We start from the raw sequence: 23,990 nt of genomic DNA, 5'->3' as shown, positions 1-23,990 counted from the left end.
TCAGCAGGCCGAGCAACAGGGCAACACTCAAACGCGATACAGGCAAGGGCATATCCTCCAGACAGTCAGAGCAGCATAGACCCCAGGCGTCAGACGCAAGTTCAGGCGCAGAGCGGCGAGTAGCGAGCAAACAGCACCACAGAGGCCCAAACCACAACCTGCAGCACCAGAACAGGGCGGCCACAGCGACTGTTTTCCAGCGCCAGCAGCATGACGCGGCCTGTCAGTGATGGCACTTGGCTTGCAATACAACAGCCAGACCCTAGAAGGAATTCGCCATGCTTCAGCTATTGCGCTCGACCCCACGCAAGAACACGGACGACATTGCGCTCGATACGCTGTTCAACCAGCACGACCTCACCGCCCGCCTGAGCGATAACTATCGCTGGATGTCGCGCCTGAATGACTTCAGTGCAGGCCTGCACCAACGCATCCGCACCAGCCTGGGCGCAGCAGTCGGCATTGCTTCGCATGCCCCACAACTGGCACGTATCGCCGCCGCCAACCAGCAGAGCGGGCAAACGTTGGCGCAGTCCTCGGAACTGATCGCCAGCGCCAGCGAACAGGTCACCACCACCCTCGACGCCGAGTTGGTGCCCGGCGCCGCCGAAGTCGCGCAGCTGTCCGCTGAGGTCACCGCAACATTGCATGGTTGCCAACAGAGCGGCCAGGCGGTGTTGCAACAGGTTGAGGTGATCGGCAAGAGCGAACAGCAACTGGAGCTGGTGATTCAACAACTGACTAGCCAGCTTGAAGAGGTCAGCAAAGTGATCGGGGTGATCGCCAGCATTTCCCAGCAGACCAACCTGCTCGCGCTGAATGCAGCCATCGAAGCTGCCCGCGCAGGCGAGCATGGCCGTGGCTTTGCCGTGGTGGCCGAGGAAGTGCGACGCCTGGCCGGGCATACCACCGACGCCACCACGCAGGTCAGTGACATCATCGAGCGTTTTCGCAGCGGCATGCAGCAACTCACCGAAGCAGGCAGCCACATGCACCAGGCCGTGGCCGATGGCCGCGATGGCATGCTCGCCGTGGGCGGTGGTCTGGACAGCACCCGCCAGGCCATGGATCGCCTGGACAGCCGCGTGGGCCAGATCGCCGCAGGCACCGAGCAGATCGGCCAAGCCGTGCGCTCAATCAACGGTGACGTGCAGAACATCGCCCGGGTCGCCGGCGAATTGCTCGGCAAGGCTAGCCAAGTGCTGCACCACAGCCAGGCGGTGCGCGAAGATGGCGACCGTCTGCTGGCGGGGCTGGGTGATTTCCGCCTGGAGATTCACCACGCCGTGCAGGCCAGTGTCGAGCAGCTGGCTAGCCAACCCGGCATGAGCGCGGATATGGCCACCGCCGAACGCCTGCTCGGCGACACCCTCAACCGTGATGCGCGGTTTGAGCTGTTCTACCTGGTCGACAACCGCGGCGTGCAGCTCTCCGAAAACATCTTTGCCGCCGATGTGAACCACAGCGAAAGCAGCAGCTGCAAAGGCCGCAATTGGCAGCAACGTCCGTGGTTTCGTGCCGCTGCCGATAGCCTGTGCAGTCATATCACCCAGGTCTATCGGTCATCGGCAACCGACGACTTCTGTTTCACCGTTTCGGTACCGATCCTCGATGCCCGTGGCCAATTGCTGCGCGTACTAGGGGCCGACGTGCGGCTGTCTGCACTGGTCTGAGGCCGACACCATGGGCTAGGCTCATCACTCACTCAGCCCATGGCGTTGGAGTTCACATGATCAGCATCAGCAACGAAAAAGGCCTGTTGCAGCGCATCAGAATCGGCCCACACACCCTGCACAGCGACGTTTCGGTGGAGCTGGGCGGCGAAGGCGCTGGCCCCGAACCCCATGACCTGTTCGACGCTGCGCTGGGCGCGTGCAAGGCGCTGACCCTGGCGCTGTATGCCAAGCAGCGTGGTTTGCCGCTGGAAGGTCTCGACGTGAAGCTCAACCGCGATGACAGCCAGGAGCGCCAAGGCATCTACCGTCTGGATGTCGAACTGACCCTGCACGGCGCGCTGGATGACGCGCAACGCCAGCAGCTGCTGCGCATCGCTGATAAATGCCCGGTCCACAAGCTGATGATCAGCAGCGAGGTTCAGGTCAGCACTCAGCTAAGCGAGGGCATGGAATGAGCGACCTTCTGCTGATCCAGCCGCGCCCGGAAAACCTCGGCGGGCAACCTATCCTGCGTCCCCTGCCCTCGGCCAAGTGTCGCAGCGTCGGGCCGTTCGTGTTCTTCGACCATATTCTGGAAAACACCTACCCGGCTGGCAGCGGCATGAATATCAACCAGCACCCGCATATCGGCCTGTCCACCCTCACCTACCTGTTCAAGGGGCAATTGCAGCACAAGGACAGCCTCGGCTCGAATCAACTGGTCAGCCCCGGAGAGGTCAGCTGGATGACCGCAGGCCGTGCCGTCGCCCATGTCGAGCGCACCCCACAGACGCTGTGGGAAAGCGGCTCGCACATGCATGGCCTGCAGGTCTGGCTGGCCATGCCCGCCGCCGATGAGCAAGGCGAACCCCACTACAGCCATCACCCCGCAGACAGCCTGCCGCGCAGTAGCAGCATGGGCGTGGACATCTGCCTGATTGCCGGGGCAGGCTTCTGCCTGCAATCGCCAGTACCGGTGCTGTCGCCCACTATCTATGCCGAGATCAAGCTGGCCACAGGCAGCGCACTGCAAATCCCCGCCGAGCATGCCGAACGCGCGCTGTACTTAATTGAGGGTGAGGCCACTCTAGATGACCAGCAACTACCACTGCATGGCCTGTTGGTACTGCCTGAAGGCGAGACTTATACCCTCAGCGCCTGCAGCGAGAGCCACCTGGTGCTGATTGGCGGCGAGCCGATTGGCCCCCGCCGGATTAACTGGAACTTCGTTGCCAGCGATCCGGCACTGATCGACCAGGCACGCCAACGCTGGGCCGCGCAGGACTGGCCAACCGTGCCAGGGGAAACCGATCGCATCGAGCTGCCCCGCTGACGGAGAAAATTTGTTGCACTCCCGAGACATCCAAAGCGCAGGTGCTCGGGTATAACCCTTGGCACGCTCACACATTCAGGAACCCTGTGCATGGCGCAGCCGCTGTTTGATTACGAAAGCCATCTGGAAGCCTGTGCTCAGCAGGATAAACGCGCATTCCAGGCGCTCTACCAACAGGAGGCCGCGCAGATGCTCGGGTTGGCCATTACCCTGCTCGGCCGTCGTGATCAGGCTGAAGACTGTGTGCACGATGCCTTTGTGCAAGTCTGGCGCAACGCCCAGCGCTTTCAGCGGGCACTGGGCAGCGGCCGCGCCTGGATCTACAGCATCCTGCGCTACCGCGCGCTGAATCAGCTGCGCAGCCGTGGTCGTACGGTGGAGATGGATGACGACTTTATCGAGCGCGCGGCCGACGACACCCCACAGGCGGCAGAGTTGTTGGAGCAGCAAGGTGAACACCAACAACTGCGTCGCTGCCTGCAAGGCATCGAACGCAATCGCCGCCACCCGATCCTGCTGGCCTTTTACCGCGGCCTGACCCATGAACAAATCGCCAACCGCCTGACCACCCCGCTGGGCACCATCAAAGGCCGTATTCGCGCAGGTTTACGCGCCCTGCAGGAGTGTTTGCAAGCATGATTCCGCAGCAACCTGCCGAACGCCGCGCCTTGATCGGCGAATATGTCCTGGGCCTACTTGATGAGGCCGAAGCCGCTGAAGTGCGCGAGTTGATCGAGCGCGACAGCGAAGCCGCGCAAATGGCTCTGCAGTGGCAACAGCACTTTCTCGAACTGAGCGATCAGCTGCCGCCGCAAACACCGTCTACACAATTGTGGCAACGCCTGCAGGACAGCCTCAGCCTGACCCCAACCGTCAGCCGGGTGAATGTCTGGCTGACGTGGTGGCAGAGCCTGGCCACCTGGCGCCTCACCAGTGCTGCACTGGCGCTTGCCTTGATCGTCGCGCTGATGCCTAACCTGTGGCGCACAGACATGCCTGGCAACAGCTACACCGTGGTGCTGCAAGCCCCTGGTGAAGCCGCCAAACCCGGCTGGGTAGTACATGTGGACGGCACAGGCGGCCTGCGTTTGCAGCCGTTGCTGAACGATCAAATCCCAGCCGACCGCTCGGTACAATTCTGGACGTTGATCGACCCAGCCATTGGCCCACGCTCCCTAGGCCTGGTCGAACCGGGTAAGCCGCTGCAACTGTCTGCCGAACAGATTGGCGCAGTGCAACCCGGCCAGCTGTTCGAACTTACCCTGGAACCGGCCGGCGGCTCGCCGAAGGATCGGCCTACCGGCAAGGTGCTGTATATCGGTCGCGCGGTGATGGCTTCGATCAACTGAAGCCATCGGCAAAAAAAACTGAATTTATTTTCAGGCAGCGACATCCAGATGCGTTCTCGTGGGTATAGCTATCAGGTGTTTCATCGAGGCACCTGCAAGGCAGGCCTAAGCCGGCCTTGCATCGATGCTGGATAACCACAGATGAGAGAACGCATATGAACAGCTTCAATACCCTGCTGACCGCTGCCGTTACCACTGCCACCCTCAGCCTCGCCGCCGGCACTGCCAGCGCAGCGACCCTACTGGCCCTGGGCGCCGACGGTCAGCTGTTCAAGATTGACAGCAACAGCCAGAAAGTCACCGCCACGATGGCAACCAACAGCCCAAGCCCGTTGCGCGGCATTGATGTGCGCCCGGCAAATGGGATGCTCTATGCCTTGAGCAATGACCATCAGCTCCATACCCTGGACCTGGCCACTGGCGCAGCCAGCAAGGTCGCCAGCCTGAACAAGCAACTGCCTGGCAGCGGCCAGGCGGTCATCGACTTCAACCCGGTCGCCGACAAACTGCGCATGCTCGCCGCCGACGGCACCAGCTTTCGCGTCAATGTCGAAACCGGTGAAGTGGTGGTAGACGGTTCAGTGGCTTACGCCGCCGAAGGCCCTTATGCCGGTAAAAGCGCCAAGGTAGTCGCCGGTGCGTATACCAACGCCTACGCCGGCACTCAGGCGACCGCGCTGTACACCGTGGACCTGGCCAGCAGCAATCTGATGCTGCAAAACCCGCCAAACGATGGCATCCAGCAAGCCGTGGGCAAAATCGTTGATGGCTTGCAGAATGCGGCGCTGGACATCGCCAGCGACGGCAAAGGCGGCAACACCGCGTACCTGCTGACAGGCACCACGCTGCACACCCTCGACCTGGCCACGGGCAAGCCGACCACGCTGGGCGACATCGCCGGTCTGCCGGGCAATATTATTGATATCGCCGTACTGCCAGGCATGTAGAACCTATATCGAGTCTGCTGCGCGTCGGCGATACGGCGTTAAAAATGGCCTCGGAATGCTCATTTACAGCTAGTAAACTCCGCTCCTCGGCCATTTTTGCCTTGTCTCGCTCTAGCTCGCGAGACTCGAAACAGGTTCTAAGCAAGGATGCGGGAAGGCCACCCGGCCTTCCCGCTCACGCCTTACTCGGCGAAAGTTTCCGCAAAAAGATCATCCATGGCCTTGAACGCTCGCGCGGCCACTACCGGATGGTACTCATTGCGCCCCGGCACATTGGCCACCGGGTTGGTAAAGGAATGTACTGCACCACCGTAGCTGACTAGCTGCCAGTCGGCTTTCGCCGCTTTCATTTCTGCAATAAAGCCATCGACCTGCGCCTGAGGCACTGCCGGGTCATCTGCGCCATGCAGCACCAGGACCGGTGCCTTGATGTTCTGCGCATCACTTGGGTTGGGCGTATCCAGGTTGCCGTGGAACGAGACAAAGCCTTTCAAATCAGCGCCGGAACGCGCCAGCTCCAACACCGCACCGCCACCGAAGCAGAAACCGATCGCCCCCAGTTTGCTGACATCCAGTGCCACCTGCGCAGTTTGTGCCTTGAGCACTTCAACGGCTGCTTGCGCACGTTTGCGCATCAGTGGTCGGTCGCCGCGTACCCGCGTCGCGGCAGCCTTGGCCTCGTCGGCATTGGTCGGACGCACCGCCTTACCGTACATATCGGCCATAAACACCACGTATTTGTCACTAGCAGCACGTGCGGCCTTCTTTGCCGAGTCATCGGTGACGCCTAACCAGTTGGGTACCATCAGCAGGCCTGGACGCGGCGTGGTGACCGTATCGTCGTAGATCAACAACCCTTCGAAGGCTTCGCCATCGATCTCATAGGGCACGGGCTTGAAGACCACTGCAGCTTCAGCAAAACCGATCATGCCGGCGCACAGCAGGGGCAACAGAGACTTGGTGGACATGGCGAGGCTCCTCAGGCGAGTTAAACGCAGCGCTCACCATAGACCGCTGCCACGGGATGACCAAGCACCGGAATCCCCGGCAGCATGCCCAAAGGTTTCAGTCTGTTTCCGCCTCAGCCCTGCTCTGCCCAGCGTTCCTTGATTTCCAGAATCGCCGGCAGCTGCTGGATAAAAAGCTCGACCAGTTGCGGGTCAAAATGCCGGCCACTCTCTTCACGCAGCAAACCGACCGCGGCCTCAACCGTCCAGGCCGCCTTGTAGGGCCGCACGCTGGTCAAGGCGTCGAACACATCGGCAATCGCCACGATGCGTCCTTCCAGCGGAATCTCCTCGCCGCTGAGGCCATTGGGGTAACCGCTGCCGTCCCATTTTTCGTGGTGGGTCAGGGCAATGCGCTGTGCGGTGCGCAGCAGGCCCGAGGCATGCTCACCAATAATCCGCGCGCCAATTTCGACATGCTGGCGCATCACCGCCCACTCCTGCTCATCGAGCTTACCGGGTTTGCGCAGCACCGCATCAGGAATGCCGATTTTGCCGATATCGTGCATGGGCGCAGCATTGAGGAGCTCCTCGGCAGCCGCCTCGCTAAAGCCCGCTGCCAAGGCGAGGACCTTGGAGAAATGGCTCATGCGGATGACATGCAAGCCGGTCTCATTATCTTTGTACTCCGCGGCCATGCCGAGGCGCTGAACAACCTGCAAGCGGGTCTGGCGCAGCTCATCCATACGCACCAGCGACAAATGCGTGCGCACGCGTGCGCGCACGATCGGCGGACTGACGGGCTTGGTGATGTAGTCGACGGCACCTACAGCAAAACCACGGGCTTCATCCTCAACATCAGCCAGCGCGGTGACAAATATCACCGGAATGGCCTCCAGCTCAGGTTGTGCTTTGAGTGCCTGGCACACCTCATAGCCCGTCATGCCCGGCATCATCACATCCAACAGGATCAGATTCGGCCGCTCACGCTCAGCCATTTCCAGGGCCTTGGCACCATCTTTGGCAAACAGCAGGCGGTAATCGTCCTGCAGGATGTGCCGCAGCACTTGTAGGTTCGTGGCTTCATCGTCGACCAACAGGAGCAGCGGACGAGCATCGGCTGGCGTGATCATGGTGTCTGGCTGTCCTCATCGTGCAGCTGATGCAGCAGTTCGTTCAGCGATTGCTGCGCCAGCTCAAAGTCAAAATCATCCAGCGCCTGGCGGATATGGTCCAGGGCCTTTTTCTGCTGCGCGCCTTGCAGCCCTTCATTTAGGCAGCTCAGCGCCTGATCATCCAGGCCGCCACGACTGATCGCCTGCTGCAAACGCAGCAGTGCATCACGCAATTGCTCACGACCAACCGTCTGGGTCTTTTCAAGCGGCTTCGGCACCTGTGGCAGCGCCTCAGCAACCGCCGCTAAGGCACGGGATAGCTCCTGCAGCAAGCTGCGCAGATGCAGGCCTTCACGCTGATTGAACGCCTGCTCAATCGCTTGGCCAAGCCCCGCCAGGTGGGTCAGCGCCAGATTGCCGGCTGCCCCTCGGAAACGATGCGCCAGGCTGCGCCCCGTATCCCAGTCATTCTTTTCCAGCATGCAGGTGAGGTGTTCAACCAGTGCATCCTGCTCACTGAGGAAACGCTGAATCGCCTGGCTCATTTGCACCGGCCCGCCCCACAGGCTGGCGCCGCGCTGCCAGTCGAACATGCCGCCACTTGCCGTAACAGGCTGTTGTGGTTCGCCGCCCTGCTGAGCAGTGCCCAGCAGCCTGGCCATTTCGGCCAACAGGCCGGGCAGGTCGAGTGGTTTGGAGGCGAAACCATTCATCCCGGCATCCAGAGCCGCCTGACGATCCTGATCCAGCACGCTGGCGGTCAAGGCAATGATCGGCAGGGGCACGCGCTGCCCGGCTGCTTCCAGCGCGCGAATACGGCGGGATGCTTCCAGGCCATCGACCAGCGGCATTTGCACATCCATCAGAATCAGGTCAAAGGTGCCGTGGGTAAACGCTTCAACAGCGGCCTGGCCATCCGCCACACAGGTCACCTGATGCCCTAGCCGCTGCAAGTTGAGCTGCAGCAATTCCAGGTTTTGCGGCACATCGTCAGCGGCGAGAATGTGCAATGCTGCAAGTTGTGGCAGCGACTGACGCACCTGCGGCGCCAGCCGTTGCCCCGCACGCAGGGGCAACTCGACAATAAAACGACTGCCCTCACCCAGTGTGCTTTCCACCCGCAAACGGCCGCCCATCAGCTCGACCAGCTGGCGCGAGATGGTGGTGCCCAAGCCTGTACCGCCGAACCGCCGACTCATCGACGCATCGGCTTGGGCAAACGGCTCGAAAATCTTCTCAAGACGGTCAGCCGCAATGCCGATGCCGCTGTCTTCGACGATCAAGCGGATCGCGCCGGGTTCACCCTGCACATGCAGGCACACTCGGCCTTCACTGGTGAACTTCACCGCATTGCCCAGCAGGTTGGTCAGCACCTGCTGCAGGCGTAAAGCATCGCCCCGGTAGAACTCCAGTAACTGCGCCGGGTAATCGAGCTGCAAGGTAAGACCTTTGTTCTCTGCGCTCAGACGTTGCGTGGCGCACACCTGTTCGCACAGTTCGCGCAAGGAAAAATCCAGGTCTTCCAGTTCAATCGCGCCCCGGTCCAACTTAGCGGTATCAAGGATGTCATTGAGCAAGCTGAGTAACGAGCGCGAAGCCTGCTGCACAGTCTGTAGATGACGGCGTTGATCGTCGGCCAATGGCGTGCCAATCAGCAGCTCAGTGAAGCCAATAATGGCATTCATCGGTGTGCGGATTTCATGGCTCATATTCGCCAGGAAGCTACTGCGCGCAGCGGCAGCGGCTTCAGCACGGTCGCGAGCGGCGCGGGTTTCCTGCTCCATGAGCCGGCGCGGCGTCAAATCGGTGGCCAGTTTCACCACTTTGAAGGGTTTGCCATCCGTGTTGAAAATGGGGTTGTACGTGGCCTGAATCCAGACTTCACGGCCGCCGTTACCAATGCGCCGGTACTCCCCGGCAGAGAACAGACCTTTGGCCAGGTCGACCCAGAATTGCCGGTAATCCTCGCTGTCGACATACAAAGGGTCACAGAACAGGCTGTGGTGCTGGCCCAGCACGTCTTCACGCTGGTAGCCAAACAGGTCCAGGGCGTTGTCATTGATCGCCAGCACATGGCCTTGCAGATCAAACTCAATCAGCGCCATGGCTTTGCTGATGGCGTTGACCTTGCCTTCGTACTCGGCGTTACGCAACTTGGTCTCAGTTTGATCAAGCAGTACGCCGTCAATCCAACGCGGGATACCCTGTTCGTCGAACACGGCGCTGCCACTCTCCCAGATCCAGTGCTCTTCACCATTGCGATCAAACAGACGGTACTCAACGGTGTAGTTACGCCGCCCCTCGATTGCGGTCATGACCTCATCGGCCACCGGCTGCAGGTCATCCGGGTGGTACAGGCTAGCGATGGTCTTGCGCTTGCTGATGAAGTCATCTGCGCTCCAGCCCGTAAGAGCTTGCACTGCATCGCTGATGAAAATCATGGTCCAGTCGGCATCGAGCAGGCAACGAAATGACACACCCGGGATGTTGCTGATCAACGAGCGATACTGCTGCTCGCGCTCACGCAACGCCTGCTCCATTTCAATCCGCTCACTGATGTCCGTGACGAACACCACGAACAAGGGATGCAGGCCGGAACGGGTCACCCCGATACTGATGCGTACCGGTTTTTCCTGGCCGCTTCGAATAACGCACAGCAACTGCTGCTCAGCTTTCGGAAGGCTGACCTGACCGGTTTTCACATACGTGTGTATGTGCTGCTCAAAAATGCGGGCCTCGGCAGGGTTAAGCAGTCTGGCCATCGGCATGCCGACCAGCTCATCCACTGACCAGCCAAACAGGCGCGCGGCGGCGCGGTTGACCGAACGGATCGTGCCGGTGTGGTCAATGGTCAGAATGGAGTCCAGCGCGGTATCGAAGATCGACCGCAGGTGATGCTCGTTGGCACGCAGTTGCTGGCTCAGGTAGCGATAGCGCAGCAGTGCATTGGCAGCTACCACGAACACGGTCAGGGCGACCGTGATCAGTGAAATCGCACTGCCCAGGTACAGGCTATCGACCATGGCAAACGGCTGCGCCGACTCTGCCACTCCAACAAAGCGGGCAGCCGCCATACCGGTGTAATGCATGCCGCTGATGGCCAGCCCCATGACCACGGCACTCAACAACAGCGCCATGAGCGATGGCAGACGATTCTCCAAACCAAAACGCACCCACAAGGCAAGAATCGCCAGGGCAACCGCCACCAGAATCGACAGGGCAAACATCCAGGGGTCATAACGCAGCAATGGCGCCATCTGCATCGCGGCCATGCCGCTGTAATGCATCGCACCGATGCCCGCCCCTACTAATAACCCACCCACGCAGAGCTGCAACACGCTCAGATTTCGCCGCGCCAGAACGGTCAGCGCAACCCAGGATGCGCCCAGGCTTGGCAGCATCGACAACAGGGTTACGCCCAGGTCAAAACGTACTTCGGCACACAGCTGGAATGCCAGCATGCCAATAAAATGCATTGCCCAAATACCGGCTCCCAATGCCAGCGAACCGGTGGCGATCGTGACCTGTCGCCACCAGGCTGAATCACTGTCACGGGCTACGCCGGCCAGTTGCAGAGCCATGCCCGACGTGAACACAGCAATGCACAACGACATGAGTACTAAGAGCGGATCATGATTGCTGAGGACCAGGACACTGGGGTCGGCGTTGACGATAAACAACTGATCAAAAAACGACATATCACCCCAGACTGCATTGGATGCGCACACACCACTGGCGCAATGACAGCATCACAAACGAGCCTGCCCGGCCTGTCAATCAAGCACCGACAAAAAAGCCCGCCAATGGCGGGCTTTTTTATATCCGCTTGGATTAGGCGGAGAGTTCAACCAGTAGCTTGTTCAACCGCTGCACATAAGCGGCTGGATCTTTCAGGTTGTCGCCTGCTGCCAATGCCGCTTGGTCGAAGAGGATGTGGCTAAGGTCGGCAAAGCGATCTTCATCGGCCTCACCATCGAGCTTCTCGATCAGCGGGTGGCTTGGGTTGAATTCGAAGATCGGCTTGGAGTCCGGCACCTTCTGCCCGCTGGCTTCAAGGATCTGGCGCATCTGCAAGCCCAGGTCCTGCTCGCCAATAGCCAAGATCGCTGGCGAGTCGGTCAGGCGATGCGATACGCGCACCTCGGCAACCTGCTCACCCAGCGCAGTTTTCAGACGCTCGACCAGGCCTTCTTTGGCCTTGGCGACTTCTTCCTGGGCCTTCTTGTCTTCTTCCGAATCCAGCTTGCCGAGGTCCAGATCACCACGCGCCACGTCGACGAACTGCTTGCCGTCGAACTCGGTCAGGTAGCTCATCAGCCACTCGTCGATACGGTCGGTGAGTAGCAGCACTTCGATGCCTTTCTTGCGGAACACTTCCAGGTGCGGGCTGTTCTTCACCTGAGCGTAGGATTCGCCAGTCAGGTAGTAGACCTTGTCCTGACCTTCGGCCATGCGCGCGATGTACTCGCCCAGGCCAACGCTCTGCTCGCCATCTTCGGTGCGGGTGGAGGCAAAACGCAGCAGACCGGCGATCTTCTCCTTGTTAGCGAAGTCTTCCGCCGGGCCTTCCTTGAGCACCTGGCCGAAGTTCTTCCAGAAGCTCTTGTAGTGCTCAGGCTCGTTCTTCGCCAGTTTTTCCAGCATGTCCAGCACGCGCTTGGTCAGCGCCGATTTCATCGAGTCGATGATCGGGTCTTTCTGCAGGATCTCGCGGGAGACGTTTAGCGAGAGATCGTTGGAGTCGACCACACCCTTGATAAAGCGCAGGTACAGCGGCAAGAAGGACTCAGCCTGGTCCATAACGAATACGCGCTGCACGTAGAGTTTCAGACCACGCGGTGCTTCACGCTGATACAGATCGAACGGCGCACGCGCCGGGGTATACAGCAGCGAGGTGTATTCCAGCTTGCCTTCGACCTTGTTGTGGCTCCAGCTCAGCGGGTTCTCGAAATCGTGGCCGATGTGCTTGTAGAACTCCTGGTATTCCTCGTCCTTGATCTCGGTACGTGGACGGGTCCACAGGGCACTGGCGCGGTTGACGGTTTCCCACTCAACTTCGGCAGGCTTGTCCTTCTCTTCCCCGTGGAACTCCTTCGGCAGCTCGATCGGCAAGGCGATATGGTCGGAGTACTTCTTGATGATATTGCGCAGACGCCAGCCATCGGCGAACTCGTCTTCAGCCGCTTTCAGGTGCAACACGATACGGGTACCGCGCACGGCTTTTTCAACGGTGGCAACTTCGAACTCGCCCTCGCCCTTGCTCGACCAATGCACACCTTCGCTGGCCGGGCTGCCGGCGCGACGGCTGAACACTTCAACCTTGTCGGCAACGATAAAGGCCGAGTAGAAGCCCACACCGAACTGACCGATCAGGTGCGAGTCCTTCTTTTGGTCGCCGGAGAGGTTCTTCATAAAGTCGGCGGTGCCCGACTTGGCGATGGTGCCCAAGTGGGTGATCGCGTCTTCACGGCTCATGCCGATGCCGTTGTCTTCGAGGGTGACGGTCTTGGCGTCTTTGTCGAAGCTGACGCGAATTTTCAGCTCAGCGCCGCCTTCGAGCAGCTCAGGCTTGGCCAGCGCTTCGAAACGCAGCTTGTCGGTGGCATCCGATGCGTTGGAAATCAGCTCACGAAGGAAGATTTCCTTGTTCGAATACAGCGAATGGATCATCAGGTGAAGCAGTTGCTTCACCTCGGTCTGGAAGCCCAGGGTTTCTTTTTGAGTTTCCACACTCATGCTCTCTTACTCCACGTTGTTGACGAAGCCGCAGTGCGGCGGATGTCATACAGGTGGGGGCATGTTGTGGGATTTCAAGTGCTTGCTGCAGAACCTGTTTAGGATCTAGCGAGCTAGAGACCTGCAAGGCGCTACGCTAGTAACAGCCTCCGGCTGGTCAAAGCGGCAAAGAAGCGGACTGGGCTCGCACACGAGTGTACTGTTGTACATGAGCATTACTCGCTTCACTCGCCCTTCGGGTCGCGCTAAAGCGCGTTAGCCGCAAGCGGCTTCTGAGGCTGTTTTTAACGCCGCAGGGCCGACGCGCAGCAGAGCGTAAATAGGTTCTCAGGGCTCAAGCAACTCGATACGGGTAATCTCTTCCGGCTGCAGGCTGAAACTGACTTCACCCTGCCCGCTCATGCGCTGGCGCAAAGTGATCCGACCGTCCTGATCGATACCCTGAAAGCGACCCTCGGCACTGTTACCGCGCTCAGTGGTGGCTCGCATGCTGAGGTTTTCATAGCGATTGGGGTTGCGCAGCAAGCCATCAAGGCTGAAACGTACACGCCGATCCAGAGGCCGACTGACGCGCTCCGGAACGACTGCGACCACTGCAACCGGTTTGGCCTCGACAACCGGCGGTGCAACGGCGCTAGGTAACGGCGGAAAACTATCGGCTGCAACCTGCCAGCCGCGCTTGTCCTGCTTCTGCAGCAGGATCGGCAACTGCTGCAGCTCACCGTTGATCCGCGCCTGGACGTTCAGATCAACCCTCTGCAGTGGAAAGTTCAGGTTACCGATTGGCAGCAATTCCACCCGGCGAGTGGCAAAGCGGCGCTCCAAGTAGTCCTGAATCACATGGCTGACGGTATCCACCGAGTCGAACTGGCGATCGACTTTGTCGCCCTGATAACGCAGGCCATTGCGGAACAGCTCAAGCTTGCCGCTCAGGGTGGTTTTGAACTGCGGCGGTAGTACCAGATGGAAATCACCGGCCAGCTTGTTCGGCGGCACCGGCTGCAAGTCCAGATGCAAGGTGTAGCCTCGGCTCAAACGCCGCGCTTCAGGCAACTCCTGCTCAGGCAATAACCAGCTGATTTCCACTTCCGGCAGTATGCCTTCATCGGCCGGCAACACATCGAACCGCACCGGGCCCGAAGCGACGCTGGGTAGACGAATTACCAGTTCGCTTTGGGCAAAGAAATCCTGCCCCTCACGCAAACTCAACACGCCATCAATCAGCTCAGCCTGTTGCGGCGAAAAGGGGCGGCCATTCAACTGGCCACTCAGCACAATCGCTAATTCGGCGGGTGCTTGCACTTCAGGCTGAAGCCACTTGAGGCTGAAGATGGCTTCCAGACGTTGCGCATCATGGCTGGCCAGCAAGGTCAGGCCGACCACCAGCGGAATAATCCCCAAACTGGCCAAGGCCAGCGCTGGCCGCGCCGAACGCCAATGGCGTAACACATACAGCAAGGTGAATGGCGGCAGGAAACTGGCCCAGCCCCACAGCAGGCCGGTAGCAAAGGCGCGCATCACCAGCCAGACCAACCCGGCGAGTATCAGCAGCAAGCCACCCAGAATCAGCAGCGCATCCATTCAGTAATCCTTAGCGATGGTTAAACGAGGGGTTATCCGCCTGGCCGGCATCCCTCAAGGTTCATCGACCTTAAAGTGCGCCCGCGCCGTAGCAATCGGCTCGGTCTGGTTGGTTTGCCAGGCGGTGATGGCCACGTTGGCGACCCGGCGACCTTGACGCCAAACCTGGCATTGCACGAAGGTGTCACGATAATGGCCGGCACGAAGGTAATCTATCGAGAAGTCGATGATTTTCGGCAAATGTGGAATACCCATAAACATCAGCAGATGAAGCATTGCCGAATGCTCCATAAAACCGGCGATCACCCCGCCATGCAATGCGGGCAAGGTCGGATTACCGATATTGTCCTGGTTGGCCGGCAAGCGAAACACCATGTCATCCCCCAGGCGCAGACACTCGATGCCAAGCAATTTGGCGTAGGGAATCAGGCTGATCAACGAGTCATAGTTATTCTGCTCGTGGGCTTCGCGCACCAGCTGGTTGAGGTTTAGCGTGCTCATTGGCCAGCTCCCTTGGCAGTGCGTTGCAGATCAGCAGGTTTACCCATGCGCATGAAGGCGCCGACCACATGGGCAATCGGCTCATCGGGATTGTCCTGATAGGCATAGCCGCGGGTGAAGATGATGTTCTCGGTTACTCGGTAGCATTCAGCGAAACCAAATACATCCTTGTTCGGCTCAGCCGGGCGCATGTAATCAATGCGCAGGTCGAGGGTTGGGCAGATTTCGAACTCTGGCAGCACACACACAGTGGAAATACCGCAGGTGGTGTCCATCAGCGTGGTGATCGCACCACCGTGGATCACGCCGGTTTCTGGGTTACCAACGATCTGTGGGCTGTAGGGCAAGCGCAGGATCAGTCCCTGCGCATCAGCGCTGTGCACACTGATTCCGAGCACTTGGCAATGACGCAGGACCGACAGAAAACGCTGCGCCCGCGCAACAATAGGAGAATCGCTCATGACTTCAGACTCAGGACAACCGTACAAAGGGTGAGCATAATACTCGCAGACACCAGGCCCGGCACCACGGAGCCGACCTGCTGACGAGAACTGCCAGTAAATTAATAGGGAACTTCGGCGAAACGGCGTTGTTTAATGGCTATGCCCGGGTGACCCGGCATTGATTTCTACACTACAAGGAGTACTAACCGTGCAAAAGCCATTCACCTATGCCCTGCTTCTCGCCGCCATGCTCGGCCTGGCAGCTTGCGAGAAAACCCCGGAAGACAAAGTAGAGTCAGCCAAGGAGTCCGCTGCTGAAGCCATCGAATCCATGGGTGATGCCGTTGAAGAAACCGGCGAAGCCATCGAGCAGAAAGCTGATGAAGTGATGGGCACCGAGCCAACCACTGGCGAGAAAATCGAAGACGCTGCCAATGATGCAGCTGACGCTATCGAAGATGCTGGCGATGAAGTCAAAGATACTGTTGACGGCCAATAAGCCTTCCAGCTGAAACAAACAGGCCCGCTTAATGCGGGCCTGTTTGTTTATGGCGCAATCAAAGCGCCGGGGTAAGCATGAGCAGCAGGCTGCACAGCAGCCCAACCACCCAGACCAGACTGCGCTGCCAGTGCAGGTCGGCCCAGTAGAAAAGCAGATAAAGCACCCGCGCTACAACGAAGGTCACGGCCAAGACATCCACCAGAACGCCGTGGTTATTGGTCACATGGGCCATCAGCACGCCGACGGCAAACAGCGGAAACGCTTCGAAGCTATTCAAGTGCGCCGCCAAAGCACGCGCGCCAAAACCGGTCAGACGCGCTTGCTGGGCGCGCGGATGGTGGTTGTCGTAATGACCGTCACCCTCCTTCGCCATGGCCTTGGCCACCGGGGCCTTGGCAATAAAGATCAGTAATGCGCTGATAAAAATGCACCAGAATGGAATGCTCATTCGCTTTTCTCCTTGGGCGATTCGAATGCCGGGGTCTGGGTGTAGACCATCACTTCCAGCACATCGGAGTGAAACTCGCGGCGGTACAACACCAATACCACACCTGCGCTGACCAGCATGAAAAACCATGGGTTGATAAACCAGGCCAGGGTTGCCATACCGAAGTAATAGGCACGCAACCCCTGGTTGAACTGGTTGGCGGCCATCGAGATCACCCGCGCGGTGCGTTCGGCGAAGGCTTTGCGCTCCTGCTCAGTGACATGTCGCTCCCCCACCATCGGCGCAGAACCCACCAGTACGGCGGCGAAGTTGTACTGGCGCATGCACCAGCTGAAGGTAAAGAAGGCGTAGACGAACACCACTCCCAGACACAGCAGTTTGACTTCGGACAGCTCGCGGCTAGCGGCCTGGACAAACGGCAGATCGGCCAGCAGCGATACTGCGCGATCAGAGGCGCCGAGCACGGTCAGAATACCGGCGAGAATGATCAACGTACTGGAAGCAAAGAACGAAGCGTTACGCTCCAGGTTGCCGATCACGTTGGCATCGGCGATGCGGTTGTCGCGTAGCAGCATGCGGCGCATCCAGTCTTCGCGGTACAGGTGCAGCACGCTGGCCAGGCATGGCGTGGTGCGGCCCTTGGCCTGGGCATAGCGGGTATAACCGGCCCAGCAGACGACGAACCAAAGAGCGGCAAGCAGGTGCGGTAGGTAGTAGTCACTGATTGGCATGCAAACTCCTTGTTAACCTGCGCCGATTATAGACAGGCCTAGCTTTCAGCTGGCCAACAAAAAGGCCGCTCAGTGAGCGGCCTTTTGTAACCAACAGAACTTAGGCTACAGCGGTCTTCGGCGCACCTAGCGCGCGATCCACCACAACAGCCAGGACCAGGGTCAGCAGCACCGGCAACAGCCAGCCGAGGCTCTGGTCCGCCAAAGGCAGTTGGCTGAAGAAGTTCGGGATCAGCGCCTTGCCGCCGGCTGCGGCAATCCCGTCAACCAGGCCAAACACCAAGGTGACCGCCATCACCGGACGGAACACACGCGCCGGTGAACACCACAGGTCATCCAGCAGGCTCAGCGCCACCAACACGATGGCCAGTGGATACAAGCCGACCAATACCGGAATCGAGAAGCTGATCAGCTGGGTCAAGCCCTGATTAGCCACCAGCAGGCTGAACACGCCAAACGCGATCACCACCGTGCGATAGGAAACCGGCAACAGGCCGCTGAAGAACTCGCCACACGCCGTCAATAAACCCACAGCTGTGGTCAGGCAGGCCAGGGTAATCACTACGGCCAGCAGCAAGCTGCCTGCAGTACCGAAGGTGTGCTGCACATAGGCGGTAAGAATCTGCACGCCATTCTGCGCTTCACCGGCAATGCCCTGGCTAGTCGCACCGAGGTAGAACAGCGCCAGATATACCAGCGAGAGGCCGACTGCAGCGATCAGGCCGGCAATCACCGAGTAGCGGGTAATCAGCTGGCCGTCGGTCACGCCATGGTCGCGAATCGCGGTGGCAATCACGATGCCGAATACCAGTGCGCCGAGGGTATCCATGGTCAGGTAGCCCTGCAGAAAACCCTGCACAAAGGGCGCACTCTGGTAATCCGCCGATACCTGGCCGATCTCCCCCGCCGGGATCAGCAGCGCAGCACCGCCCAACACCAGCAATGCTGCCAGCAGCACCGGGGTGATGTACTTGCCGATGCGATCCACCAGCTGCCCAGGATTGAGGGACAGGAACAGCACCGCAGTAAAGTAGGCCAAGGTATAGAGCAATAGCGCAGAACTACTATTGCCGCTGAACGGCGCGACGCCCATCTCGAACGACACCACCGCAGTGCGCGGCGTAGCGAATAACGGGCCAATGGCCAGATACACCGCGACCGCAAACATTACGCCTGCACGCTTGCCTAGCGGCGCGGTGAGCAGCGCCATACCACCACCGACGCGCGCCAAGGCAACGATGGTCAGCAGCGGCAAGCCGACACCAGTGAGTAGAAAGCCCAGCGCTGCCAGGCCGATGTTCTCGCCCGCCGCCATACCGGCGCTGGGCGGAAAGATAATGTTGCCGGCGCCCAGGAACAGCGCAAACGTCATAAAGCCAAGGGCCAGGAGATCCGAGCCTTTCAAACGAGTCATAGAAGGGAATACCACAGGCAGAAGGTTAAAAGTTCCGAGGGTTTCCCGATGGATCGGGGGAAACGTCACCCAGCCGGTTAAGCGGGGCCACTGCAGCACCCTGAGCCGCTTGTGGCGGAGCAGGCGCTAATCGTTGCAAGCCTAACGAAATTGGCACGCCAGCGGCACTGGCACAGGTCAGGCTGTCGGACTGGTGAAAAAAGCTGTCGCATCGACAACAGTTCATCCCTGGCTGCAATAAAAAAGGCCACCCAAAGGTGGCCTTTTCTCAGATCAAAAAGCCTTAGGCTTTTTTCACTTCCCAACCGGTCAGCTCGGCCAGGGCCTTGCCGATGTCAGCCAGGGAACGCACGGTTTTCACACCAGCGTCTTGCAGGGCTGCGAACTTCTCGTCTGCAGTACCCTTGCCGCCGGAGATGATTGCGCCGGCGTGGCCCATACGCTTGCCCGCCGGAGCGGTTACACCAGCGATGTAGGACACTACTGGCTTGGTCACGTTGGCCTTGATGTAAGCAGCAGCTTCTTCTTCAGCCGAACCGCCGATCTCACCGATCATCACGATCGCTTCGGTCTTCGGGTCTTCCTGGAACAGCTTCAGGATGTCGATGAAGTTGGAGCCTGGGATCGGGTCACCACCGATGCCGACGCAGGTGGACTGACCGAAACCGGCGTCAGTGGTCTGCTTAACAGCTTCGTAAGTCAGGGTGCCGGAACGCGACACGATGCCTACTTTGCCTGGCAAGTGGATGTGGCCCGGCATGATGCCGATTTTGCACTCGCCCGGAGTGATCACGCCTGGGCAGTTCGGGCCGATCAGGACCACGCCCAGCTCGTCGCACTTGACCTTGGCTTCGAGCATGTCGATGGTCGCGATGCCTTCGGTGATGCAGACGATCAGCTTGATGCCGCCCATGGCCGCTTCAAGGATCGAGTCCTTGCAGAACGGAGCCGGAACGTAGATCACGCTGGCGGTGGCGCCAGTCTGCTCAACTGCTTCACGCACGGTGTTGAACACCGGCAGATTCAGGTGAGTGGTGCCGCCTTTACCCGGAGTCACGCCGCCAACCATCTTGGTGCCGTAGGCGATGGCTTGTTCGGAGTGGAAAGTGCCCTGCGAGCCGGTGAAGCCCTGGCAGATAACTTTGGTGTCTTTATTAATCAGGACGCTCATTACTTGCCCTCCGCAGCTTTGACGACTTGCTGAGCAGCGTCGGTCAGGCTGGTTGCCGCGATGATGTTCAGGCCGCTTTCTGCCAGGACTTTAGCGCCCAGCTCAGCGTTGTTGCCTTCCAGACGAACGACAACCGGGATTTTCACGCCGACTTCTTTCACTGCGCCGATGATGCCTTCGGCAATCATGTCGCAACGAACGATACCGCCGAAGATGTTTACCAGTACGGCAGCAACGTTGCTGTCGGACAGGATGATCTTGAAGGCTTCGGTCACGCGCTCTTTGGTTGCGCCGCCACCTACGTCGAGGAAGTTGGCTGGCTTGCCGCCGTGCAGGTTGACGATGTCCATGGTACCCATGGCCAGGCCAGCACCGTTGACCATGCAACCGATGTTGCCTTCCAGCGCTACATAGTTCAGTTCGAACTTGGCAGCGTGGGCTTCACGCGGATCGTCCTGGGACGGATCGTGCATGGCGCGCAGCTTCGGCTGACGGTACATGGCGTTGCTGTCGATGTTGATCTTGGCGTCGAGGCAATGCAGATTGCCGTCAGCCTTGATTACCAGCGGGTTCACTTCCAGCAGAGCCAGGTCATAGTCCTGGAACAGCTTGGCCAGGCCAACGAAGATCTGAGTGAACTGCTTGATCTGATCACCTTCCAGGCCCAGCTGGAATGCCAGCTCGCGGCCCTGGAACGGCTGAGCGCCTACCAGCGGGTCGATGGTCGCCTTGAGGATCTTCTCAGGGGTATCGTGGGCTACTTTCTCGATGTCCACGCCACCTTCGGTGGAAGCCATGAACACGATGCGACGGCTGGAACGGTCAACGACCGCGCCCAGGTAGAGTTCCTTGGCGATGTCGGTGCAGGACTCGACCAGGATCTTGGCCACTGGCTGACCGTTGGCATCTGTCTGGTAAGTCACCAGACGCTTGCCCAGCCAGTTGGCGGCGAAGGCTTTGGCGTCTTCTTTGTTCTTAACCAGCTTCACGCCGCCCGCTTTACCGCGGCCACCAGCGTGGACTTGAGCCTTGACGACCCACTCGGTGCCACCGATTTTTTCGCAAGCTGCTGCGGCTTCTTCCGGGGTGTCTACCGCGAAGCCCTTGGATACGGGCAGGCCGTATTCAGCGAACAGCTGCTTACCCTGATACTCGTGGAGATTCATGCTTGTCTACCGTCTTCGTTTAGGTATTGCGCATACGGTGCTGCACTTGTGATGCCGCACCACCTGTGACTGCTTCTGGAGCAATCCGGCTGACGTTCCGCGCAGAACCTGAGGTGTACGCGGGCAGTCGGCCGTGGTTCTTCCTGTTGAGCTGCACCTTCACCGGTACACAACACCGGTGAAGGCATCCGCTCAAACAAACAACGACTTAACGCTTCTTGCGGTTGGCGATGTGGATGGCGTGGCCATTCACTGCCAGAGCAGCTTCATGCAGCGCCTCGGACAGCGTCGGGTGGGAGAACACCATCATCCCCAGATCCTCGGCGCTGGTGCCGAATTCCATACCAATTGCACCCTGCTGAACCAGTTCGGCAGCGCTTGGGCCAATCACGTGTACACCCAGAACGCGGTCGGTGTTGGCATCGGCGATCACCTTAACCATACCGCCGGTGTCGTTGGCCGCCATGGCGCGACCGCTGGCAGCGAACGGGAAGGTGCCGACGTTAACGGCAACGCCTTCGGTCTTCAGCTGCTGCTCGGTTTTACCAACCCATGCGATTTCCGGGTGGGTGTAGATAACCGACGGGATCAGGTCGTAGTTCATCTGGGCTTTGTGGCCGGCGATGCGCTCGGCAACCATGATGCCCTCTTCCGAGGCTTTGTGGGCCAGCATCGCGCCGCGCACCACGTCACCAATGGCGTAAACGCCCGGTACGCTGGTGGCGCACTGGTCGTCAACGAAGATGAAACCACGCTCGTCCATGTCAACGCCGCTGTCGGCAGCCAACAGGTCGGTGGTCACCGGACGACGGCCAACAGCCACGATCAGCTTGTCGAATACGATCTTCTGCTCGCCTTCGGCGTCGGTGAAGTTGACAGTTACCTGCTTCTTCTTCACTTCCGACCCAGTAACGCGAGCGCCCAGACGGATGCTCAGGCCTTGCTTGGTGAAGGTTTTCAGCGCTTCCTTGGCGATCTGCTCATCGGCAGCCGGGAGGAACTTGTCCAGTGCTTCCAGCACGGTCACTTCAGCGCCCAGACGCGCCCACACCGAACCCAGTTCCAGACCGATTACGCCAGCGCCGATCACGCCCAGCTTCTTCGGCACGCTCTGGAATTCCAGGGCGCCAGTGGAATCAACGATCACGTCCTGATCAACCGGAGCTGGCGGGATGTCGATCGGCTTGGAGCCGGAGGCCAGAATCACGTTCTCGGCTTCGACGATCTGCGTCTTGCCGTCGGAGCCAGTGACTTCAACCTGCTTGTTCGCCAGCAGCTTGCCGTGACCTTCGAGCAGGGTCACACCATTGGCTTTGAACAGCGTGGCAACGCCGCCAGTGAGGTTTTTCACGATATTGGCCTTACGACCGATCATCGCAGGCACGTCGATGGTCACGCCCTTGGCTTCAATACCGTGAATCGCGAAGTGATCCTTCGCCTCATAGTATTTCCAGGAGCTGTCCAGCAGCGCTTTGGACGGAATGCAACCGACGTTCAGGCACGTACCACCGAGTGCAACCTTGCCCTCTTTATCCTGGTACTTCTCGATGCAGGCAGTCTTTAAGCCGAGCTGCGCTGCTTTGATGGCCGCTACATAGCCACCAGGGCCGGCACCGATGACTACCACGTCGAATTTCTGGGTCATAACGTATTCCTTCTCGAATAAACCGGACGGCCCTGGTTAGAGAGCCGCCGAGGGAGAAACTGGCTTTTAGATGTCCAGCAGCAGACGCGCCGGGTCTTCCAGCAAGTTCTTGATGGTCACCAGGAAGGTCACGGCTTCCTTACCATCAATCAGGCGGTGATCGTAGGACAACGCCAGGTACATCATTGGACGGATTACCACCTGGCCATTCACGGCCATCGGACGCTGGATAATGTTGTGCATACCCAGAATCGCGGCTTGCGGCGGGTTGACGATCGGCGTCGACATCATCGAACCGAAGGTGCCGCCGTTAGTGATGGTGAAGGTGCCGCCAGTCATTTCTTCGATCGACAGCTTGCCGTCTTTGGCTTTCTTACCAAAAGTGGCAATGCCGTTCTCGATTTCAGCCAGGCTCATCAGCTCGGCGTTACGCAGCACCGGAACAACCAGACCACGGTCGCTGGACACGGCAACACCGATGTCGGCGTAGCCGTGGTAAACGATGTCGGTGCCATCGATCGAGGCGTTGACTGCTGGGAAACGCTTCAGCGCTTCAGTGGCAGCCTTAACAAAGAACGACATAAAGCCCAGGCGCACGCCATTGTGGCTCTTCTCGAACAGGTCTTTGTACTTCGAACGCAGCGCCATGACTTCGGTCATGTCGACTTCGTTGAAGGTGGTCAGCATGGCCATGGAGGACTGAGCCTCAACCAGACGCTCGGCGATCTTGGCGCGCAGACGGGTCATCGGCACACGCTTCTCGGTGCGGTCGCCGGTGGCGAATACCGGTGCGGCAGCAGCAGGCGCGGCAGGCTTGGCGGCAGGTGTAGCAGCCGGCGCGTTCTTCTTCGCTTCAACGGCAGCCACCACGTCTTCCTTGGTGACACGACCGCCTTTACCGGTGCCAGCGATGCTGTTCGGGTCGATGCCGTTTTCTTCAGCAATCTTGCGCGCAGCTGGGGACAGGATCTGATCGTCGCCCGCAGCAGCGGCAGGAGCAGCGGCAGCAGGTGCAGCAGCCTGAGCGGCAACAGCCGGTGCAGGAGCAGCCGCGCCGCCCTCGCCCAGGGTACCGAGCAGTTCGTTGGACAGAACAGTGTCGCCTTCATTCTTGATGATCTGCGCGAGGACGCCGTCGGCCTCGGCCAGCACTTCGATCACTACTTTGTCGGTTTCGATGTCAACGATCAGCTCGTCGCGCTTGACCGCATCGCCCGGCTTCTTGTGCCAAGTGGCCACGGTGCCGTCAGCAACCGATTCCGGAAAAGTAGGGGCTTTGATCTCGATAGCCATTGTGTGTGGTTCC

General features: G+C 59.5%; 21 protein-coding genes and 1 pseudogene. 8 read left to right on the top strand and 14 right to left on the bottom strand.

Going from position 1 to position 23,990, the window contains the following annotated elements:
• Positions 1 to 278: 278 nt before the first annotated feature.
• From CUR33_RS20760 to CUR33_RS14975, 7 genes and pseudogenes are all read left to right on the top strand, one after another.
• A pseudogene (locus tag CUR33_RS20760) lies at positions 279 to 1,109 on the top strand (methyl-accepting chemotaxis protein); the annotation flags it as partial.
• A gap of 216 nt (positions 1,110 to 1,325) precedes the next feature.
• Positions 1,326 to 1,673: a PDC sensor domain-containing protein gene (locus CUR33_RS20755; protein WP_448703175.1), complete on the top strand. Its 348-nt coding sequence runs from the start codon at positions 1,326 to 1,328 to the stop codon at positions 1,671 to 1,673.
• 56 nt (positions 1,674 to 1,729) lie between these two features.
• Positions 1,730 to 2,131: an OsmC family protein gene (locus tag CUR33_RS14995; protein ID WP_289240162.1), complete on the top strand. Its 402-nt coding sequence runs from the start codon at positions 1,730 to 1,732 to the stop codon at positions 2,129 to 2,131.
• A complete protein-coding gene (locus tag CUR33_RS14990; RefSeq protein ID WP_282876101.1) occupies positions 2,128 to 2,988 on the top strand; it encodes a pirin family protein in 861 nt (286 codons plus the stop codon). Before CUR33_RS14995 ends, CUR33_RS14990 begins: the two co-directional genes overlap by 4 nt.
• A gap of 90 nt (positions 2,989 to 3,078) precedes the next feature.
• Complete coding sequence (locus CUR33_RS14985) at positions 3,079 to 3,627, top strand: sigma-70 family RNA polymerase sigma factor (RefSeq protein ID WP_170048813.1); 549 nt, start codon at positions 3,079 to 3,081, stop codon at positions 3,625 to 3,627.
• Entirely contained in the window at positions 3,624 to 4,337 is a 714-nt protein-coding gene (locus CUR33_RS14980; RefSeq protein WP_289240161.1) for an anti-sigma factor, read from the top strand. The genes CUR33_RS14985 and CUR33_RS14980 overlap by 4 nt, the downstream gene beginning before the upstream one ends.
• 155 nt (positions 4,338 to 4,492) lie before the next feature.
• Positions 4,493 to 5,284 carry a DUF4394 domain-containing protein gene (locus tag CUR33_RS14975; protein ID WP_289240160.1) on the top strand — a complete coding sequence of 264 codons (792 nt, stop codon included), beginning with the start codon at positions 4,493 to 4,495 and terminating at the stop codon, positions 5,282 to 5,284.
• Between the two features lie 182 nt (positions 5,285 to 5,466).
• Here CUR33_RS14975 and CUR33_RS14970 read toward each other — a convergent pair whose 3' ends face one another.
• From CUR33_RS14970 to CUR33_RS14940, 7 genes are all read right to left on the bottom strand, one after another.
• Positions 5,467 to 6,252: a dienelactone hydrolase family protein gene (locus CUR33_RS14970; protein ID WP_289240159.1), complete on the bottom strand. Its 786-nt coding sequence runs from the start codon at positions 6,250 to 6,252 to the stop codon at positions 5,467 to 5,469.
• A 113-nt stretch (positions 6,253 to 6,365) separates the two neighbouring features.
• Positions 6,366 to 7,364 (bottom strand): response regulator, encoded by a 999-nt coding sequence (locus CUR33_RS14965; protein WP_289240158.1) that lies wholly within the window; start codon positions 7,362 to 7,364, stop codon positions 6,366 to 6,368.
• Positions 7,361 to 11,044: a PAS domain S-box protein gene (locus CUR33_RS14960; protein WP_289240157.1), complete on the bottom strand. Its 3,684-nt coding sequence runs from the start codon at positions 11,042 to 11,044 to the stop codon at positions 7,361 to 7,363. The genes CUR33_RS14965 and CUR33_RS14960 overlap by 4 nt, the downstream gene beginning before the upstream one ends.
• A gap of 133 nt (positions 11,045 to 11,177) precedes the next feature.
• Complete coding sequence (gene htpG, locus CUR33_RS14955; RefSeq protein ID WP_289240156.1) at positions 11,178 to 13,082, bottom strand: molecular chaperone HtpG; 1,905 nt, start codon at positions 13,080 to 13,082, stop codon at positions 11,178 to 11,180.
• Positions 13,083 to 13,409: 327 nt separating this feature from the next.
• Positions 13,410 to 14,663, bottom strand: coding sequence for an MFS transporter (locus CUR33_RS14950; RefSeq protein ID WP_289240155.1), 1,254 nt, complete (start codon positions 14,661 to 14,663; stop codon positions 13,410 to 13,412).
• Between the two features lie 54 nt (positions 14,664 to 14,717).
• Entirely contained in the window at positions 14,718 to 15,164 is a 447-nt protein-coding gene (locus tag CUR33_RS14945) for a PaaI family thioesterase (protein WP_090253305.1), read from the bottom strand.
• A complete protein-coding gene (locus CUR33_RS14940) occupies positions 15,161 to 15,625 on the bottom strand; it encodes a PaaI family thioesterase (protein ID WP_090253302.1) in 465 nt (154 codons plus the stop codon). The genes CUR33_RS14945 and CUR33_RS14940 overlap by 4 nt, the downstream gene beginning before the upstream one ends.
• Positions 15,626 to 15,815: 190 nt before the next feature.
• On the opposite strand from CUR33_RS14940, the gene CUR33_RS14935 reads away from it, so the two are divergent.
• Positions 15,816 to 16,106: a hypothetical protein gene (locus CUR33_RS14935; RefSeq protein WP_090253300.1), complete on the top strand. Its 291-nt coding sequence runs from the start codon at positions 15,816 to 15,818 to the stop codon at positions 16,104 to 16,106.
• A 58-nt stretch (positions 16,107 to 16,164) separates the two neighbouring features.
• Here the strand turns inward: CUR33_RS14935 and CUR33_RS14930 are convergent, their stop codons facing one another.
• The 7 genes from CUR33_RS14930 to odhB all read right to left on the bottom strand — a co-directional run bounded on the left by CUR33_RS14930 (position 16,165) and on the right by odhB (position 23,977).
• On the bottom strand, positions 16,165 to 16,557 hold the full coding sequence (locus CUR33_RS14930) for an MAPEG family protein (protein WP_160087238.1): 393 nt from the start codon (positions 16,555 to 16,557) through the stop codon (positions 16,165 to 16,167).
• Positions 16,554 to 17,288, bottom strand: a complete 735-nt coding sequence (locus tag CUR33_RS14925) for a DUF599 domain-containing protein (protein WP_289240154.1) — start codon at positions 17,286 to 17,288, stop codon at positions 16,554 to 16,556. The genes CUR33_RS14930 and CUR33_RS14925 overlap by 4 nt, the downstream gene beginning before the upstream one ends.
• 100 nt (positions 17,289 to 17,388) lie before the next feature.
• Positions 17,389 to 18,702, bottom strand: a complete 1,314-nt coding sequence (brnQ, locus tag CUR33_RS14920; RefSeq protein ID WP_289240153.1) for a branched-chain amino acid transport system II carrier protein — start codon at positions 18,700 to 18,702, stop codon at positions 17,389 to 17,391.
• 283 nt (positions 18,703 to 18,985) lie between these two features.
• Positions 18,986 to 19,873: a succinate--CoA ligase subunit alpha gene (gene sucD / locus CUR33_RS14915; protein WP_090242057.1), complete on the bottom strand. Its 888-nt coding sequence runs from the start codon at positions 19,871 to 19,873 to the stop codon at positions 18,986 to 18,988.
• Complete coding sequence (gene sucC / locus CUR33_RS14910) at positions 19,873 to 21,039, bottom strand: ADP-forming succinate--CoA ligase subunit beta (protein WP_289240152.1); 1,167 nt, start codon at positions 21,037 to 21,039, stop codon at positions 19,873 to 19,875. The genes sucD and sucC overlap by 1 nt, the downstream gene beginning before the upstream one ends.
• A gap of 208 nt (positions 21,040 to 21,247) precedes the next feature.
• Complete coding sequence (gene lpdA / locus CUR33_RS14905) at positions 21,248 to 22,684, bottom strand: dihydrolipoyl dehydrogenase (RefSeq protein ID WP_167144756.1); 1,437 nt, start codon at positions 22,682 to 22,684, stop codon at positions 21,248 to 21,250.
• A gap of 66 nt (positions 22,685 to 22,750) precedes the next feature.
• On the bottom strand, positions 22,751 to 23,977 hold the full coding sequence (odhB, locus tag CUR33_RS14900) for a 2-oxoglutarate dehydrogenase complex dihydrolipoyllysine-residue succinyltransferase (protein ID WP_289240151.1): 1,227 nt from the start codon (positions 23,975 to 23,977) through the stop codon (positions 22,751 to 22,753).
• Positions 23,978 to 23,990: the final 13 nt, after the last annotated feature.

Source organism: Pseudomonas sp. FEMGT703P, assembly GCF_002786345.1.
Lineage (GTDB): Bacteria > Pseudomonadota > Gammaproteobacteria > Pseudomonadales > Pseudomonadaceae > Aquipseudomonas > Aquipseudomonas peli.
The sequence above is the reverse complement of the archived record's forward strand: the minus strand, read 5'-3'. Positions and strand labels throughout refer to the sequence as shown.

What these genes read in the sequence shown, in the direction of transcription:
- CUR33_RS20755 (WP_448703175.1), top strand. Translation starts at nt 1,326, where the DNA reads ATGAGCGCGGATATGGCCACCGCCGAACGCCTGCTCGGCGACACCCTC.
- CUR33_RS14995 (WP_289240162.1), top strand. Translation starts at nt 1,730, where the DNA reads ATGATCAGCATCAGCAACGAAAAAGGCCTGTTGCAGCGCATCAGAATC.
- CUR33_RS14990 (WP_282876101.1), top strand. Translation starts at nt 2,128, where the DNA reads ATGAGCGACCTTCTGCTGATCCAGCCGCGCCCGGAAAACCTCGGCGGG.
- CUR33_RS14985 (WP_170048813.1), top strand. Translation starts at nt 3,079, where the DNA reads ATGGCGCAGCCGCTGTTTGATTACGAAAGCCATCTGGAAGCCTGTGCT.
- CUR33_RS14980 (WP_289240161.1), top strand. Translation starts at nt 3,624, where the DNA reads ATGATTCCGCAGCAACCTGCCGAACGCCGCGCCTTGATCGGCGAATAT.
- CUR33_RS14975 (WP_289240160.1), top strand. Translation starts at nt 4,493, where the DNA reads ATGAACAGCTTCAATACCCTGCTGACCGCTGCCGTTACCACTGCCACC.
- CUR33_RS14970 (WP_289240159.1), bottom strand. Translation starts at nt 6,252, where the DNA reads ATGTCCACCAAGTCTCTGTTGCCCCTGCTGTGCGCCGGCATGATCGGT.
- CUR33_RS14965 (WP_289240158.1), bottom strand. Translation starts at nt 7,364, where the DNA reads ATGATCACGCCAGCCGATGCTCGTCCGCTGCTCCTGTTGGTCGACGAT.
- CUR33_RS14960 (WP_289240157.1), bottom strand. Translation starts at nt 11,044, where the DNA reads ATGTCGTTTTTTGATCAGTTGTTTATCGTCAACGCCGACCCCAGTGTC.
- htpG (WP_289240156.1), bottom strand. Translation starts at nt 13,082, where the DNA reads ATGAGTGTGGAAACTCAAAAAGAAACCCTGGGCTTCCAGACCGAGGTG.
- CUR33_RS14950 (WP_289240155.1), bottom strand. Translation starts at nt 14,663, where the DNA reads ATGGATGCGCTGCTGATTCTGGGTGGCTTGCTGCTGATACTCGCCGGG.
- CUR33_RS14945 (WP_090253305.1), bottom strand. Translation starts at nt 15,164, where the DNA reads ATGAGCACGCTAAACCTCAACCAGCTGGTGCGCGAAGCCCACGAGCAG.
- CUR33_RS14940 (WP_090253302.1), bottom strand. Translation starts at nt 15,625, where the DNA reads ATGAGCGATTCTCCTATTGTTGCGCGGGCGCAGCGTTTTCTGTCGGTC.
- CUR33_RS14930 (WP_160087238.1), bottom strand. Translation starts at nt 16,557, where the DNA reads ATGAGCATTCCATTCTGGTGCATTTTTATCAGCGCATTACTGATCTTT.
- CUR33_RS14925 (WP_289240154.1), bottom strand. Translation starts at nt 17,288, where the DNA reads ATGCCAATCAGTGACTACTACCTACCGCACCTGCTTGCCGCTCTTTGG.
- brnQ (WP_289240153.1), bottom strand. Translation starts at nt 18,702, where the DNA reads ATGACTCGTTTGAAAGGCTCGGATCTCCTGGCCCTTGGCTTTATGACG.
- sucD (WP_090242057.1), bottom strand. Translation starts at nt 19,873, where the DNA reads ATGAGCGTCCTGATTAATAAAGACACCAAAGTTATCTGCCAGGGCTTC.
- sucC (WP_289240152.1), bottom strand. Translation starts at nt 21,039, where the DNA reads ATGAATCTCCACGAGTATCAGGGTAAGCAGCTGTTCGCTGAATACGGC.
- lpdA (WP_167144756.1), bottom strand. Translation starts at nt 22,684, where the DNA reads ATGACCCAGAAATTCGACGTGGTAGTCATCGGTGCCGGCCCTGGTGGC.
- odhB (WP_289240151.1), bottom strand. Translation starts at nt 23,977, where the DNA reads ATGGCTATCGAGATCAAAGCCCCTACTTTTCCGGAATCGGTTGCTGAC.